The sequence below is a fragment of the Xanthomonas massiliensis genome, assembly GCF_900018785.1.
In the GTDB taxonomy this organism is placed as follows: Bacteria; Pseudomonadota; Gammaproteobacteria; order Xanthomonadales; family Xanthomonadaceae; genus Xanthomonas_B; species Xanthomonas_B massiliensis.
In genome coordinates this window covers 86,487-102,525 of sequence record NZ_FCOY01000004.1, presented here as the reverse complement: position 1 = coordinate 102,525, position 16,039 = coordinate 86,487, and the positions used below count along the sequence as shown (strand labels likewise).

The window sequence follows — 16,039 nt, the reverse complement described above, 5'->3', positions numbered from 1 at the left end:
GCCCGGTGCGCAGGCCGCATGCCTTGACAGCCCGGCGCCGGCCGTGATTTGACTATAATGGGTTCAGGCAGACGCCCGGGGAATCGGATTCTCCGGGCGTCGCCGTCTATGTGGCCGGCACCGCGGCGCGTTCACCTCGCCGTGCACCGCCCCCCGTATACACGTCCCACTCCCTCCTTCTGCGCGCTGCCCCCACCATGCCCAAGCATCTGCTCATCGTCGAATCGCCCGCCAAGGCCAAGACGATCAACAAGTACCTCGGCAAGGACTTCCAGGTACTGGCGTCCTACGGGCACGTGCGCGACCTGGTGCCGAAGGAGGGCGCGGTGGACCCGGACCACGGCTTCGCCATGCGCTACGAGCTGATCGAGCGCAACGAGAAGCACGTCGACGCCATCGCCAAGGCGGCCAAGGCCGCCGAGGACATCTTCCTGGCGACCGACCCGGACCGCGAGGGCGAGGCGATCAGCTGGCACATCGCCGAGATCCTCAAGGAGCGCGGCCTGCTCGAGGGCCGGCCGCTGCACCGGGTGGTGTTCACCGAGATCACCCCGCGCGCGATCCGCGAGGCGATGACCCGCCCGCGCGCGATCGCCGACCATCTGGTCGATGCCCAGCAGGCGCGCCGCGCGCTGGACTACCTGGTCGGTTTCAACCTCTCCCCGGTGCTGTGGCGCAAGGTGCAGGCGGGCCTGTCGGCCGGGCGCGTGCAGTCGCCGGCGCTGCGCATGATCGTCGAGCGCGAGGAGGAGATCGAGGCCTTCAAGGCCCGCGAGTACTGGACCGTCAGCGCCGAGTGCAGCCATCCGGCGCAGCCGTTCAGCGCGCGCCTGGTCAAGCTCGACGGCGCCAAGGTCGAGCAGTTCACCCTCACCGACGGCGAGGGCGCCGAAGCCGCGCGCCTGCGCATCCAGCAGGCCGCCCAGGGCCGCCTGCACGTCACCGACGTCACCAGCAAGGAGCGCAAGCGCCGCCCGGCGCCGCCGTTCACCACCTCCACCCTGCAGCAGGAGGCCTCGCGCAAGCTCGGCTTCACCACCCGCAAGACCATGCAGGTGGCGCAGAAGCTGTACGAGGGCGTGACCCTGGGCGAGGAAGGCACGGTCGGCCTGATCAGCTACATGCGTACCGACTCGGTGAACCTCTCGCAGGAGGCCGTGGCCGAGATCCGCGACGTGATCGCCCGCGACTACGGCACCGGCTCGCTGCCCGACCAGCCCAACGCCTACCACACCAAGTCCAAGAACGCCCAGGAGGCGCACGAGGCGATCCGCCCGACCAGCGCGCTGCGCACGCCCTCGCAGGTGGCGCGTTTCCTGTCCGACGACGAGCGCCGCCTGTACGAGCTGGTGTGGAAGCGGGCGGTGGCCTGCCAGATGATCCCGGCCACGCTCAACACCGTCAGCGTGGAACTGGCCGCCGGCAGCGAGCACGGTTTCCGTGCCACCGGCACCACGGTGGTCGTGTCCGGCTTCCTGGCGGTGTACGAGGAAGGCAAGGACAGCAAGAGCAGCGAGGACGAGGACGAGGGCCGCAAGCTGCCGCCGATGAAGCCCGGCGACAGCGTGCCGCTGGAGCGCATCAACGCCGAGCAGCACTTCACCCAGCCGCCGCCGCGCTACACCGAGGCCGCGCTGGTCAAGGCGCTGGAGGAGTACGGCATCGGCCGGCCGTCCACCTACGCCTCGATCATCCAGACCCTGCTGACCCGCAAGTACGCCGAGATGGAGGGCCGTGCGCTCAAGCCCACCGACGTCGGCCGCGCCGTGGCGCGCTTCCTGTCCGGCCACTTCACCCGCTACGTGGACTACGACTTCACCGCCAAGCTCGAGGACGACCTCGACGCGGTCAGCCGCGGCGAAGAGCAGTGGGTGCCGCTGATGGAGCGGTTCTGGGGCCCGTTCCACGAGCTGGTCGAGGACAAGAAGGACACCCTGGACAAGACCGACGCCGGTTCGGTGCGCATGCTCGGCAGCGATCCGGCCAGCGGGCGCCCGGTCAGCGCGCGCATCGGCCGCTTCGGCCCGCTGGTGCAGATCGGCACCGCCGAGGACGAGGAAAAGCCGAAGTTCGCCTCGCTGCGCCCCGGCCAGAGCATCTACACCATCTCCCTGGAGGACGCGCTGGAGCTGTTCAAGCTGCCGCGCGTGCTGGGCGAGAACAACGGCGAGACGGTCAGCGTCGGCGTCGGCCGGTTCGGCCCCTTCGTCAAGCGCGGCAGCACCTATGCCTCGCTGAAGAAGGAGGACGACCCGTACAAGATCGAGCTCGAGCGCGCCGTGGCGCTGGTGGAGGAGAAGGAGGAGATCGCCCGCAACCGGGTGATCAAGGCCTTCGAGGGCAGCGACATCCAGGTGCTCAACGGGCGCTTCGGCCCGTACCTGAGCGACGGCACGCTCAACGGCAAGATCCCCAAGGACCGCGAGCCGGCCTCGCTGAGCCTGGAGGAAGCACGCCAGCTGCTGGAGGAAACCGGCAAGCCGGCGCGCAAGGGCTTCGGCCGCAAGGCGGCCAAGGCCCCGGCCAGGAAGAGCGCCGCCAGGAAGGCGCCGGCGGCGACCGATGCCGCGCCGCCGGCCAAGAAGGCCGCCAAGAAGGCCGTGGCCAAGAAGGCGGTCAAGAAGGTCGCCAAGAAGACCGTGGCGAAGAAGGCCGCCGGCTGAGCCGCGCGCGGCCGTGCCGGCGACGCCCGGCCGCGCGACAATGGCGCTTTCCCTGCGAGGAGACCGGGTCATGGACCTGTCCCTGGACCAGGCCGTCGCCGCGCTGCGCCGCGGCGGGCTGGTCGCCTGCCCCACCGAAGCGGTCTGGGGCCTGAGCTGCGATCCGATGGACGAGGCGGCGGTGCTGCGCCTGCTGGCGGCCAAGCGCCGCCCGATCGAGAAAGGACTGATCCTGGCCGCCGCGCGGCTGGAGCAGCTGCAGTCGCTGCTGGACCTGGCACGGGTGCCGCGCGAGCGCCTGGACGAGATCACCGCGCAGTGGCCGGGCCCGCATACCTGGGTGCTGCCGGCCAGCGCGCGCGCGCCGCGCTGGGTGACCGGGGCGCACGACGGCATCGCCGTGCGCGTCACCGCCCATCCGCAGATGCGTGCCCTGTGCGAGGCCTTCGGCGGGCCGCTGGTGTCCACCAGCGCCAATTTCGCCGGCATGCCGCCGGCCTATGCCCGCGACGAGCTGGATCCGGAACTGGTGGCCGCCATCGACGGCGTGCTCGACCACGGCGAGACCGGCGGGCTGGCCGGCCCCACGCCGATCCGCGATGCCCTCAGCGGCGCGCAGTTGCGCGCTTGATCCCCACGGCGGGGCTTGCGGGCTTCCGTCGCCGGGCGCTTGCCCGCAAGATGCCCGCATGCGCCGCGCCTTCCGTCCCCGCTGGCTGATCGCCCTGCTGCTGGCCCTGCCGGCGACGGCAGCCGACCGGGCCGACGACGAGGTGGTGCTGTATCGCTGCACCGCCGCCGGCGGTGCCCTCAGCGTGCAGGACGTGCCGTGCCCGGCCGGCCAGCGCCAGCAGGTCCTGCGCAGCGCGCGCCCGAAGGATCCGCCGGCACCGGTGGCGGGACAGCCACCGCCCGCCGCGGCAACGCAGGCGCCGCGCGACGTCCGCCTGGTCCAGGTGGCACCGCCGCAGCCGATGTACGAATGCGTCACTCCCGACGGCACGCGCTACACCAGCGACGACGGCGAAGGCAATCCGCGCTGGGTGCCGACCTGGACCTACGCCTGGATACCGGGCGCACCGGGCGGCGGCGGCAGGGGCCCCGCACCCGGCCGTCCAGCGTCCGGCCCCGCCCCGGCGTCCCCTTCGGTGCCGCCGCCGCGCGGCGGCGGCCGTGGCGCCATCGTCCCCTACGGCAGCGTCCAGGTCCGCGACCGCTGCCACGCCCTGCCGCAGCAGGAGGTGTGCAGCCGCCTGCGGGACCGCCGCTGGGAGCTGATCCGCCGCTACAACAGCGCCTTGCAGGGCGAGCAGCACGCGATCGAGCGCGAACAGCGCGGCATCGACGCACGCCTGGCGCAGGACTGCGGCGGCACCTGATGGCCGGCCCGCGCGTTTGGCGACTGCTCCTGCCGGCCCTGCTGCTGCCGGGGCCCGTCCACGCCCAGACCGTCACCCTGTACCGCTGCACCGATGCGCAGGGGGCGGTGTCGCTGCAGAGCGAGCGCTGCGCCCGCGGCAGCCGCCAGGAAGTACGCACGATGACGGCGCCTGCCGATGCGGTCGCTCCCCCGGCTCCGGGCGTCCCGCCGGCCGGCCGGGACGGCGCCGCGACGATGTTGTACGGCTGCCTGGATGCCGGCGACCGGCTCAGCGTGCAACAGGCCCCCTGCCCGCGCGGCAGCCGCCAGAAGTTCAAGCAGGTGGTGCAGGCCCTGGCACCTCCGCCTGCGCCCGCGCCGGCCTCGGCTGTCGCCGCCACGCCGGTGTCCCCTGCCTCGCCAGCCACCGCCTCGCCAGCCCCTGCGACGCCCGCGACGGAGGCCGAGGCGCCCGCGCAGGTCCCGGCTGACGACGACCGGCGGGAAGCCCCGCCGCCGCTGTACCGCTGCCGGATCTACGACGGCCGGAACTACCTCGGCGAAACCGACCAGCCGCCACCGCGCTGCGTGGCCATGCGCACCACCGGCCTGGGCGGCGGACGCGACCTGGGCGGTGCCCAGGCCTGCGAGGTCAAGCGCGACAAGTGCGACCCGGTGCCCGAGGCCGGGCTGTGCGCGGCCTGGCGCGAACGCGCGGCCGCACAGGAACAGGCCTGGCGCTTCGGCGGCGACACCGGCGAGGGGGTGGAGGCGGATGGCGCGGACGGACACGATGCTGCGCGCCTGGCCTTCGAGCGGGCCAGCGCCGTGCTGCGCGCCGCCGGCTGCGCGGATACGCCCGCCGACGGCGGGATTCAGAACCCGTAGGCGAGGAAGCCGCCGTCCACCGCCAAGCACTGGCCCGTGACGTAGGCCGCCGCCGGCAGGCACAGGAACGCGACCGCCGCGGCCACCTCCTCCGGCTCGCCGACCCGGCCCAGCGGGGTACGCTCGATCACCTGCTCGTAGTAGTCCGGGTCGGCCAGCAGCGCCGAGGTCCGCCGCGTGCGCACGTACCACGGCGCCACCGCGTTGACGCGGATGCCGTCGCCGGCCCACTCGCAGGCCAGGTCGCGGCTCATCTGCACCAGCGCGGCCTTGGCCATGCCGTAGACCACGCCGGTACGCAGGTGGGTCAGCCCGGCCACGCTGCCGACGTTGACCACCGCCGCGCCGGCATGGCGCGCCAGCTGCGGATGCAGGTAGCGCGACAGCTCGAAGGCGGAGAACAGGTTGGTCTCGAACAACCCGCGCCACTCGTCCTCGGTGTAGTCCACCGCCGCCCGCGCCAGGTTGGCGCCGACGTTGTTGACCAGGATGCGCAGGCCCTCGCCGCGGTCCTCCACCCAGTCCAGCAGGTCGCGCCGGTCGCCTTCCTCGGCCACGTCCGCGGCGATGGCCTCGATGGCGCAGCCGGGATGGTCCTCCAGCAGTTCCTCGCGCGCGGCCGCCAGCGCATCGGCATCGCGCGCGGTGAGCAGCAGGTCCGCGCCCAGCCCGGCCAGCTCGCGCGCCACCGCCAGGCCGATGCCGGCACTGGCGCCGGTCACGAACGCGGTCTGTCCATCCAGTCGCCAGCGGGAGGAAGTCATGGGCGGTCCGGTGTGCCGTGGAGGCGGGTAGGATACCCACAGCCCACCCTGGGATGCGCCGATGAACCGCTTGCCCCGTGTCCTGATCGCCGCCGGCCTCGTGCTGCTGGCCGCGTGCCGTCCCGAACCGCCGTCCCCCGACCGGCCGCCCGAGCCGCAGGCGCTGCGCCGCGCCATCCAGCAGCCGCTAGACAAGGCCAAGGCCGTGCAACAGAGCGTGGACGCCGACGCCGCGCGCCAGGCGGCGCAGATCGACCAGGCCAGCCGCTGAGCCTGCCGATGGCGGGTGCCGGGGACGCTGCTCGCGACGCCGCGCCACGTCCTGCCGTCCTGGCGGCCGGTGCCTCCGCGAGAAGGAGGCAGCAGGCATCACTCCCGGTGAGGTCGATCCGATACCGGCACTTCCGCCCCGCCAATTTCGCCGGACGCGCTGAATCCCCGTAACACCCGATAGAGCGCACGGGGGAACCACTTTCCTGCCGCGGGCCGCGCTGGGCTGCAGGCGCTCCCCAACGACGACGATGCCGGCCGGGCCTGACGTCGCCGACTGCGGCGCCACACCGGGAACGTCGCTCCAGCATCGGCGGAACCCCCATCCGGTCGCGCTAGCGCGGCCATCCAGGCATGGCGGACATCCAGACGAACGATGCCGCAAAACCGGTGCCGCAAAAAACCGCACCACAGGCGCCTGAGTGCCGGCCGGCCAGGCACAGGCGTACCGGCAACCCGGTGACCGGCTTCGTATCGGCCGGGCCGCTTCCCTGGGCCACGAGGACTGGCGGCGGCTGCCGGCCAGCGTCCACCCGATCACCTCGCTTCGAGCGCGCTACCGCGCGCCGGAGCGGAGCGGCACCGTAGCGCCGCCCCGTCCTTCAGCGCGCCCAGGTCACAGGCCCGCGCCGCAGAAGCAGTAGGCCAGCGTCTGCACCGGGGCCTGGCCGCTGCGCACGCGCTCGGCCGCATCCTGCACCATCTGCAGCTGCTGCTCGGTCTGCGGCAGCGTGCGCGCCAGCAGCACCCGCGCCAGGCTCGAATCGCCCAGCAGCCACGCCCCGACGCGGCTGCCGGAAAGCCCGGAGACGAACTGCGCGAACGGCGAGGCCGGCTTCTCCACGTAGCGCAGGCGGTATTTGCCGTCGGCCAGCTTGGCGCGGCTGGCCGCCTCGGCCACCGCGTCCTTGAGGCCGCCGAAGGCGTCGACCAGGCCGCGCTCCTTGGCCTGCGCGCCGCTCCACACGCGGCCCTGGGCGATCGCGTCGATGGCTTCCACCGACTGGTGGCGCGCGGCGGCCACGCGCCCGGTGAAGTCGGCGTAGCCCTTCTCGATCACCGACTGCATGGTCCGCGCGACCGCCGGATCCATCGGCCGGCTGATGTCGAACGCGCCGGCGAAGCGGGTGGTGCCCACGCCGTCGGTATGGACGCCGACCTTGTCCAGGGTGCGGGTGATGTTGGGCACCATGCCGAAGATGCCGATCGAGCCGCTGACCGTGGACGGGTCGGCGAAGATGCGGTCGGCGTCCATGCTGATCCAGTAGCCGCCGGAGGCGGCCAGGTCGCCCATCGACACCACCACCGGCTTGCCGGCCTGCTTGAGCGCATCGACCTCGCGGCGGATCTGCTCGGAGGCGAACACCTCGCCGCCGGGCGAATCCACGCGCAGCACCACCGCCTTGACGTCCTTGTCCTTGCGCGCCTGGCGCAGCAGCGCGGAGGTGGAGTCGCCGCCGATCTTGCCCGCGGCCTGCTCGCCGCCGCGGATCTCGCCCTCGGCCACCACCACGACGACCTGCGGCCGGCTGTCCAGCGCCGGGGTGCGGGCGTTGACCTGGGCCAGGTAGCCGTCGAAATCGACGTTGCGGAACCCGGTATCGGCGTCCTTGTCGGCCACGCCGCGCTCGGTCACCAGCTGCTCGAACTGCTCGCGGGTCTTCAGGCCGTCCACCAGCTTCTGCTGCAGGGCGTAGCGCGCCAGGTCGCCGCCGGCGGCGGACACGCCCTCCGGCAGGGTGTCGATGCCGGCGGCGATCTGCGCCGGATCGAGCTTGCGCGCCGCACCGATGTCGGCCAGGTAGCGCTGCCAGATGTCGCCCATCCAGGCCAGGTCCGCCTCCTTCGCCTCCGGCGAGGCGCCGTCGAGCAGGAACGGCTCCACCGCGGACTTGAACTTGCCGACGCGGAACACGTGCACGTCCACGCCGAGCTTGTCGGCCAGCAGCTGGTGGAAGTACTGCTGGTAACGCGCCAGCCCGGTCAGCATCACCGAGCCCATCGGGTCCAGGTAGACCTCGTTGGCCTGCGCGGCCAGCAGGTACTGGCCCTGGCTCATGCTCTCGCTGAAGGCCAGCACCTGCTTGCCCGAGGCGCGCAGGTCGGCCAGCGCCGCGGCCACCTCGCGCAGCGAGGCGAAGCCGGAAGGCTGCAGCTTGTCCAGCTCCAGCACCACCCGCTCGACCTTCTTGTCGGCCTTGGCCGCCTCGATCACCCGCACCAGGTCGCGCAGCTGCACTTCCTCGCCGCTCTTGTCGTCCACCGCCCGGGCCAGGGCACGGCTGACCGGATCGGCGCTGAACTGCTCCACCAGCTTGCCCTCCGGGGCGATCACCAGGGTGGTGCGATCGGCCAGCGGCTTGACCGCGCCGCTCTGGCGCGCGGCCACGAAACCGAGCAGGACCAGCAGCAGCAGGCCGAAGAACAGCACGTTCAGGATCAGACGCCGGGTGAAGTTCATCACCCCCCACAACCCTGCGAAGAAGGCGAGGATGGGGTTGCGGCGCGCGGGTTGGTTCATGGAAGGCTCCGTCGGGGTGGAAGCGGCGCATCGCTGCATCGCCGGACCAGCATAGCGGTCGCGCGGCGCGGCGGCATGCGCTGGAAGTCAGGGCAGCGGCACCAGCCGGCGCACGCTGGCGCGCACGCGCCAGGCCATCAGCACCGCGGCCACCAGCAGGCCGGTGATCAGGCCTGCCCACATGCCCTGCGGCCCCCAGCCCAGCCCCAGGCCCAGCCCGGCACCCAGCGGCATGCCCACGCCCCAGTAGGCGAGCACCGCCAGCAGCATCGGCACGCGGGTGTCGCGCAAGCCGCGCAGCGCGCCGCTGGACATCACCTGGATGCCGTCGGGGAACTGGAACGCCGCCGCGTACAGCAGCAGGACCGAGGCCAGCCCCGCCACCGCGGCATCGTCGGTGTACAGCGACACGATGGCGCCGTGGCCGGCCAGCAGCACCAGCGCCGACAGGGCCTGGGTGCCGAGCACGATCACGTAGCCGGCCTGCACCGCACGGCGGATGCCGTCGGGGCGCCCGGCCCCCAGCGCGTGGCCCACGCGCACGGTGGTGGCCTCGGCCAGCGCCATCGGCACCATGAAGCACAGCTGGGCCACGTTGATGGCGATCTGGTGCGCGGCCGCGTCCACCGCGCCCAGGCGGCCGATCAGCAGCGCGGTGACGATGAACAGCCCGCCCTCCATCAGGATGGTCACGCCGATCGGCAGGCCGGTGCGCAGCAGCTCGCGGATCGGCGCCCAGCGCGGCGGCTCGAAGCGCGCGAACAGGCCCAGGTCGGCGAAGCGCCGCGCGCGCCACAGGTAGGCGGCCATCGCCAGGCTCTGCGCCCACAGGGTGATGGCCGAGGCGATGCCCAGGCCGGTCGCCCCCAGCGCCGGCAGCCCCAGCCGCCCGTAGGTCAGCACGTAGCCCAGCGGTGCCAGCAGCGCCAGCCCGCCGAAGCCGAGCACCATGGTCGGCAGGGTCCAGTGGGTGCCCTCGCTGAGGTAGCGCAGGCTGAAGTACAGCGGCAGCGCCAGCGCGCCCCAGCGCACCGCATGCAGGAAGCCGGTGGCGCCTGGCACGATCTCCGCGGCGATGCCCAGCGCCGGCAGCAGCGCCGGCACCACGCTCAGGAAGGCGAACATGACCAGGCCCAGCGCGGCCGCCAGCCACAGCGCCTGGCGGAACAGCGGGCCGATCTCGGCGCGGCGCCCGGCGCCGTCCAGGTGCGAGACCGCGGCGGTGAGCGCCACCAGCGTGCCGATCGGCACCAGCATCGGCAGCCACAGCAGCGAGGTGCCGATGGTGACGGCGGCCAGGGTGTCGGTCGCATGGTGGCCGGCGATGACGTTGTCGACGAAGCCGATCAGGCCGGTGGAGACGTGGCCGAGCATCAGCGGCAGCGCCAGGCGCGCCGTGGCGCGCACCTCGGGGACCAGGCGCGCGGGGGAAGAGGAGACGGTAGACATGGAACCGGGAGCGACTGCGGTCCGGCGCGTCATGCGCTGGCACCGGGCCGGTGGAATGTCTATCTTACCGGGCTTCCTCCCCCCGTTCATGCGGCCATGGCCGACCATCCCGACGCGTGCGCGTCATGCCGCAACTGCGGTACGCCCCTGCAGGGCGAGTTCTGCTACCACTGCGGCCAGTCGACCCATGACCCGGTGCGCAGCGTGGGCCACGCCGTGGAAGAGATGTTCGAGTCGTTCTGGCACCTGGACGGACGCATCTTCCGCACCCTGCGCGCGCTGCTCGCTCCGGGCCGGCTGGCCCTGGCCTACCTGTCCGGGCACCGGGTGCCGTTCGTAGCGCCGATGCGCCTGTTCGTGGTGCTCAGCGTGTTGACCTTCTTCGTGGCGCGGCTGGCCCTGCACGTGGAATACGGCGCCAGCGACGAGGCCGCCGCCGACCACGCCGCCGCGGCCGACGGCGGCCAGGCGTCGGACCGCTTCTCCGCCGCCCGTACCCCCCAGCAGGTGCAGGCCCTGCGCCACAGCACCGTGACCGAACTGCAGCACGCCCTGGACGCGCTGCCCGACGGCATGGGCAAGGCCGCGGGCGAGGCCTCGATGAAGCTGGCCATCGCCCGCGTCAACCAGCGCGCCGATGCGCGCCTGGCCGAGCTCGGCCAGGCCGATGCCGATGCCGATGCCAATACCACGGCCACGCCGTCCGCCGCTTCCGGTACCGATGCCGAGTCCGCACCCGGCACCGGCAAGGACGACAGCGGCGCCGCCGTCGCGGACACGGACACCGGCGCGGCCGACGTGCACGTGGATTTCCTGCCCGGTTTCGCCAACCGCTGGCTGACCGGGCAGATCGAGCACATCAAGGCCAACCTGCCGCGCCTGCACGACAACCCGCAACTGCTGGCCAACGCCTTCCTCGGTGCGGTGCCGAGCGCGCTGTTCGTGCTGGTGCCGCTGTTCGCCGCCCTGCTGCGGCTGTTCTACCTGGGCAGCGGGCGGCTCTACCTGGAACATCTGGTGGTGGCGCTGTACAGCCATGCCTTCCTGTGCCTGGACCTGCTGGTGGTGCTGGTGCTGGCCATGGCCCGCGCCTGGATCGCCCCGCATGCCGGCTGGGCCGCCGCCGGCCTGGGCCTGGTCGTGGCGGCCCTGGTCGCGTGGATGCCGGTGTACCTGCTGCTGATGCAGAAGCGCGTCTACGACCAGCGCTGGCGCTGGACCGTGCCCAAGTACATGGTGCTCGGCTGGCTCTACGCCTGGCTGGTCACCTTCGCCGCGCTGTGGCTGGCCTTCACCAGCCTGGCCCACCTGTAAGCCCGCACCCGCGGCACCGCCGGGCGCTTCAGCGCCGGGCGTGGCTGGCCAGCCAGGCGTCGCGTTCGCCCGGGGGCACCGCCAGCAACGCCTCGCGCAGGGCCGCGCGCTCGTGCGGCGGAGTGCGTGCGGCCAGGCGCACCAGTTCGCTGCGCTGCGCCGGCGCCAGGCCGTGCAGCAGGCCGAGCAGGACCTCGCGCTGGGCCACCGGCACGAAGCCGAACAGGGGTTGCAGGCCCGCCCAGTCGCCGCCCAGTTCCGGACCCAGCTGCCAGCCTTCGCGATGCAGGCGGTCCAGCGCGTCGAAGCGCGCCCGCAACGCCTGCCGCGCGGCCGGATCCAGCGCCTGCACCTGCACGGCCGCCGCGCGCACCCGCTGGCGTTCGGCCGGCGGCAATGCCTGCCAGGCGGCATAGCGCGCCCGCAGGTCGCGGCGCTGTCCGGGAGACATCGCCTGCCATTGCGCCATGCCCACCGGCGCCGGCCCGGAGCCGGCGCCGCCGGCATCCACCGCCGGCGGCAACGCCGCCGCCGCGGCCCAGACCGCGGCCAGGGCGCACGCGCCACCGGCCAGCGCCCGCTTCAGGCTATTCGTCCGCACTCTCGGTCTCCAGGGCGCCTTCGGCGGGGGCGTTCGCCGGCGGCGGCTCGGTCTCGGGCGCGGGCACCGGCTCGCCGGCCGCCACCCAGGCATAGAAATCGGCATCGCGGGCCAGTGCCAGGTCCGGATCGGCCAGCATCGCGGCGTCGGCCGCATCCGGCGCGGCCGGTACCGGCGCGATGTCGGCGTTGGTCCCGGGCAACGGCTCGGTCACGATCGCCGGCGTCCAGCCGCCGTCGGCATCCGGCGGCAGGGTCACATGGTGGCCCAGGCGATGCCACAGCAACGCACCGCCCGTCACGCCCAGCACCGCCGCGACGGCCAGCCACAGGCGCCGGCCGGGCCGCCACGACGGCCAACGCCAGGCCCGGCGGACGCGGCGCGGCGACGGCGGCCGGGCCGGCGTGGCCGGGCGCGGCCCGCCGGGAACGGGGACCGCCGGCGTCGCCGCGGGCACTGCCGGTTCGCTCCGGTAAAGCGCGTGCAGGCGCGCGACGATGGCCTCCGGCAGCGTGCGCACGCGCGCCTGCAGGGCCTCTGCCAGGGACCGCCAGGCGCCTGCGTCCGGCCGTCCCTGCGCATCGCGCGGGCAGGCCCGTGCCAGCGCGGCGCGGTAGCCGCCCTGGTCCACGTCCAGCGCCCGGGCCGCGGCCGCCTCGTCCAGCCCGGCGACGAGGCGCAGCAGCAACGCCAGCCGGTCCAGGGGCGCGATCGCCGCCAGCGCGGCCAGGTCCCGGGGCCAGTCGCCCGCGGCCACCGGCTGCCGCAGCAACGGGCTGGCCGCCAGCAGGTGCCAGAAGCGCGCCGGCCAGTCCGCGATCGGCGACGGTGCGGCACGCCCGGCGAAGGTGCGCATGGCGGCCGCGAGCGCGCGCGTGCCGGCGTCCTCGTCGCCGCACTGGCACAGCGCCAGCACCAGTCCGCGCCGCTCGATCCCGCGCAGGAACGCCGCCAGGGCGGCAGGCGGGGCGCCGTCGGCGGGGATCGCGGAAGGTGCATTCATCGCCGGCATGATAGCCAGCCCCCGCCGCGCCTGCCCGCTTGACTTTTGCGGCCGCGGCGCTCCGGCCGCGCGACGTTGTGCACAGCACGATGCGCCCCCCTCGTCAACCCGCACCGTTGCGCCGGCCGGCGCCGCGCGGCGCCATGGTTCCACGCCCATGTGATTGAAATAAAAGGATATTTTCAATATGGCGTTTTTTTGACCAATCCGGTCCCGATGCCGCGGTCAGGGGCCTGACGGCGTGAATCCACTCCCTCATGCACAGACTTATCCACATGCCGTGTGGATAAACCGGTTTCCCCAACAGGGACGTGCATTTACGCGATTTTCATGATTCCGAACGCAGCAACGTGGGCCAAGTACAGCGGTCCCGGCCGGTAGACTGACGCCATGCCCGACGCCGCCCCCGTCCTGCGGCTGGCCCTGCCGGTCCCGCTGCCGCAGCTGTTCGACTACCGCCCACCGCCCGGCCCGCTGCCGGCGCAGGTCATCGGCCAGCGCCTGCGCGTACCGCTGGGCCAGCGCGAGGTTGTCGGCCTGGTCGTGGCCACCCCCGCCGAAGCCGACGCGGGGGCCGAGCTGCGCCCGGCCCTGGCCTGGCTGGACGCCGATGCCGATGCCGATGCCGGGCCGTTGCTGCAGGGCGAGCTGCTGGAATCGCTGCACTGGCTGGCCCGCTACACCCACGCACCGCTGGGCGAGGTGCTGGCCACCGCACTGCCGGCCGCACTGCGCCGGGGCGAGGCGCTGCCCGACCCGCGCCCGTGGGGCTGGCGCCTGACCGAAGCCGGCGCCACCGCGCTGGCCGGCATGCGCGAGGGCCGGCCGCGCCGGCTGGCACGGTTGCTGCTGGACGAGGGGGCCCTCGCCGAGGATCGGCTGGAAGGGGTCGTCGGGGACTGGCGCGATGCCGCCCGCACCCTGGCCCGGCGCGGGCTGGCCGAGCGCGTGCCGCTGGACGCGCCGGCGGCGGCCACCGCCAGCGTCGGCCCGCCGCTCAACGACGAGCAGGCCGCGGCCGTGGCCGCGATCGTCGCCGCGCGCGGCTTCGCCCCGTTCCTGCTCGACGGCGTCACCGGCTCGGGCAAGACCGAGGTGTACCTGCACGCGGTGGCCGACTGCCTGGCCCGCGGCCGCCAGGCCCTGGTGCTGGTGCCTGAGATCGGCCTGACCCCGCAGACGCTGGCGCGCTTCCGCGCCCGCCTGGGCGTGCCGGTGCACGCCCTGCACTCGGGCCTGTCCGACGGCGCACGCGCGCGGGTGTGGGCGGCCGCGCGCAGCGGCCAGGCGCGGCTGGTCGTCGGCACCCGCTCGGCCGTGTTCACGCCGCTGCCGGAGGCCGGGCTGATCGTGATCGACGAGGAGCACGACGGCAGCTACAAGCAGCAGGACGGCATCCGCTACCACGCCCGCGACTTCGCCCTGGTGCGCGCCCGCGCCCTGGACGTACCGGTGGTGCTGGGCAGCGCCACGCCGTCGCTCGAGTCGCTGCACAACGCGCACGGCGGGCGCTATGCGCACTTGCGCCTGTCGCGCCGCGCCGGGGCCGCGCGGCCGCCGGCGGTACGCGTGCTGGACGTACGCAAGCGCCCGCTGCAGGACGGCCTGTCGCCGGAGGCCATGGCCGGCATCGAGCGCGCCCTGGGCGCCGGCGGCCAGGTGCTGGTATTCAAGAACCGGCGCGGCTACGCCCCGGTGCTGCTGTGCCACGACTGCGGCTGGAGCGCGGAGTGCAAGCGCTGCGATGCGCCGATGACCGTGCACGCCGGCGGGCGCCGCCTGCAGTGCCACCACTGCGGCGCGCGCCAGCCGGCGCCGCTGGCCTGCCCGGCCTGCGGTTCGCTGGCGCTGCAGCCGCAGGGCGTGGGCACCGAGCGCCTGGAGCAGCGCCTGGTCGAGGCCTTCCCCGACGTGCCGGTGCTGCGCGTGGACAGCGCCACCACCGCGCGCCGCGACGCGCTGGAGAACCAGCTGGCCACGCTCGGCCAGGCGCCCGGCATCCTGGTCGGCACCCAGATCCTGGCCAAGGGCCACGACCTGCCGCAGCTGACCCTGGTGGTAGTGGTGGGCGTGGACGAAGGCCTGTTCTCGGCCGATTTCCGCGCCGGCGAGAAGCTGGCCCAGCAGCTCATCCAGGTCGCCGGCCGCGCCGGTCGCGCCGCATTGCCCGGCGAGGTCTGGCTGCAGACCCACCATCCCGGCAACGCCCTGCTCGGCACCCTGGTCCAGGGCGGCTACCACGCCTTCGCCGAGGCGGAGCTGGCGCAGCGCGAGGCCGCCGGCTTCCCGCCGTTCGCCCACTTGGCGCTGATGCGCGCCGAGGCCAAGCAGGGCCAGGTGGCCGAGCAGTTCCTGGCCCAGGTCCGCGCCCTGGCCGACGACCCGCAGGTGGAAGTGCACGGCCCGATGCCCGCGCCGATGCCGCGCCGGGCCGGCTTCCAGCGCAGCCAGCTGCTGTTCTCGGCCGGGCGGCGGCCGCCCCTGCACCACCTGCTCGACCGGCTGCTGCCGCAGGTCTATGCCCTGCCCGCCGCGCGCCGGGTGCGCTGGTCGCTGGACGTGGATCCGCTGGACCTGTACTGAGGCGACGCCGAGGCAGCCACGACGCCTGCCTCGGCCGCGCAACCGGGCCGAAGGGCGGCCGCCGCCTGCGCCCGACGCACATGCGGGGAGCGCGATGCCGCCAAGCATCGCCGGTACCGCCTCGCTCCGTCGCCGGCGGGTGCCTGCCGCGGGACCCTGTCGCGGACAGTCCCCTGCGTCGGCGACACCGGGCGAAAGCGCAAGCAGCGTGTGCGCCGCGCTTGGCTTGCGGGCCACCCTGCAGGCCGCTGCCGACTCCCTGCATGCGTAGATGGGCGAGTCCGTGTGCCGCCGGCTCGACGGCGTGTCGGACGGGCACGAGGGGCGAGGGGCGGCTACCATGCGCTGGCCGGGCAGCGGGGCCGCTACCCTGGCGCGTCGGCAGCCCGCCGGCCACCCTGCCCGGAGCACGCAGGACCCGCCGCCTGGTCCAGCGTCGCGCAGCTCCCTCCGCTTCGACCGCCACGAGCCAGGGGCCGGATCGCAGCAGCCATCCCTCCCCTGCGCCAGCGGCACCAACCTGGTTGCCGGCACCGGGACGCGGGAGCGCCTTGCGCCGGTCCCGCCGCGCAGCCAGGTTCCGCCCCGCTGCCGGCAGGCGCCCGCGAGCAGGCTCGCGTTCG

Annotated in this window: 12 protein-coding genes; 7 read left to right on the top strand and 5 right to left on the bottom strand. The window is 73.9% G+C overall.

Annotated elements, in window-relative coordinates; genetic code table 11:
• The first annotated feature begins 197 nt into the window (after positions 1-197).
• From BN3794_RS01695 to BN3794_RS01680, 4 genes are all read left to right on the top strand, one after another.
• Positions 198-2,663, top strand: coding sequence for a DNA topoisomerase I (locus tag BN3794_RS01695; protein ID WP_066092417.1), 2,466 nt, complete (start codon positions 198-200; stop codon positions 2,661-2,663).
• A gap of 70 nt (positions 2,664-2,733) precedes the next feature.
• Entirely contained in the window at positions 2,734-3,294 is a 561-nt protein-coding gene (tsaC, locus tag BN3794_RS01690; protein ID WP_066092414.1) for an L-threonylcarbamoyladenylate synthase type 1 TsaC, read from the top strand.
• Positions 3,295-3,352: 58 nt separating this feature from the next.
• Positions 3,353-4,042, top strand: coding sequence for a DUF4124 domain-containing protein (locus tag BN3794_RS16175; RefSeq protein WP_066092411.1), 690 nt, complete (start codon positions 3,353-3,355; stop codon positions 4,040-4,042).
• A complete protein-coding gene (locus BN3794_RS01680) occupies positions 4,042-4,911 on the top strand; it encodes a DUF4124 domain-containing protein (protein ID WP_066092408.1) in 870 nt (289 codons plus the stop codon). The genes BN3794_RS16175 and BN3794_RS01680 overlap by 1 nt, the downstream gene beginning before the upstream one ends.
• On the opposite strand, the gene BN3794_RS01675 is transcribed toward BN3794_RS01680, so the two are convergent.
• The gene (locus BN3794_RS01675; RefSeq protein WP_066092405.1) at positions 4,899-5,675 is read right to left on the bottom strand and encodes an SDR family oxidoreductase; all 777 of its coding nucleotides are present in this window, start codon (positions 5,673-5,675) and stop codon (positions 4,899-4,901) included. The two genes, BN3794_RS01680 and BN3794_RS01675, sit on opposite strands and share 13 nt — an antisense overlap.
• 61 nt (positions 5,676-5,736) lie before the next feature.
• Between BN3794_RS01675 and BN3794_RS01670 the strand changes: the two genes are divergently transcribed.
• Positions 5,737-5,946 (top strand): hypothetical protein, encoded by a 210-nt coding sequence (locus BN3794_RS01670; RefSeq protein WP_066092402.1) that lies wholly within the window; start codon positions 5,737-5,739, stop codon positions 5,944-5,946.
• A 615-nt stretch (positions 5,947-6,561) separates the two neighbouring features.
• Here BN3794_RS01670 and sppA read toward each other — a convergent pair.
• Positions 6,562-8,466: a signal peptide peptidase SppA gene (gene sppA, locus BN3794_RS01665; protein WP_066092399.1), complete on the bottom strand. Its 1,905-nt coding sequence runs from the start codon at positions 8,464-8,466 to the stop codon at positions 6,562-6,564.
• Between the two features lie 87 nt (positions 8,467-8,553).
• Positions 8,554-9,915 (bottom strand): MATE family efflux transporter, encoded by a 1,362-nt coding sequence (locus BN3794_RS01660; protein ID WP_066092397.1) that lies wholly within the window; start codon positions 9,913-9,915, stop codon positions 8,554-8,556.
• Between the two features lie 96 nt (positions 9,916-10,011).
• Here BN3794_RS01660 and BN3794_RS01655 point away from each other — a divergent pair, with 96 nt between their 5' ends.
• Positions 10,012-11,229 carry a DUF3667 domain-containing protein gene (locus BN3794_RS01655; RefSeq protein WP_066092394.1) on the top strand — a complete coding sequence of 406 codons (1,218 nt, stop codon included), beginning with the start codon at positions 10,012-10,014 and terminating at the stop codon, positions 11,227-11,229.
• Between the two features lie 28 nt (positions 11,230-11,257).
• Here the strand turns inward: BN3794_RS01655 and BN3794_RS01650 are convergent, their stop codons facing one another.
• Together BN3794_RS01650 and BN3794_RS01645 are read right to left on the bottom strand one after the other, a co-directional pair.
• Positions 11,258-11,830 carry a DUF3106 domain-containing protein gene (locus BN3794_RS01650; protein ID WP_236493140.1) on the bottom strand — a complete coding sequence of 191 codons (573 nt, stop codon included), beginning with the start codon at positions 11,828-11,830 and terminating at the stop codon, positions 11,258-11,260.
• On the bottom strand, positions 11,817-12,833 hold the full coding sequence (locus BN3794_RS01645; protein WP_066092390.1) for a hypothetical protein: 1,017 nt from the start codon (positions 12,831-12,833) through the stop codon (positions 11,817-11,819). Before BN3794_RS01645 ends, BN3794_RS01650 begins: the two co-directional genes overlap by 14 nt.
• Before the next feature lie 390 nt (positions 12,834-13,223).
• Here BN3794_RS01645 and BN3794_RS01640 point away from each other — a divergent pair, with 390 nt between their 5' ends.
• Positions 13,224-15,416, top strand: coding sequence for a primosomal protein N' (locus BN3794_RS01640; RefSeq protein ID WP_066092387.1), 2,193 nt, complete (start codon positions 13,224-13,226; stop codon positions 15,414-15,416).
• Positions 15,417-16,039: the final 623 nt, after the last annotated feature.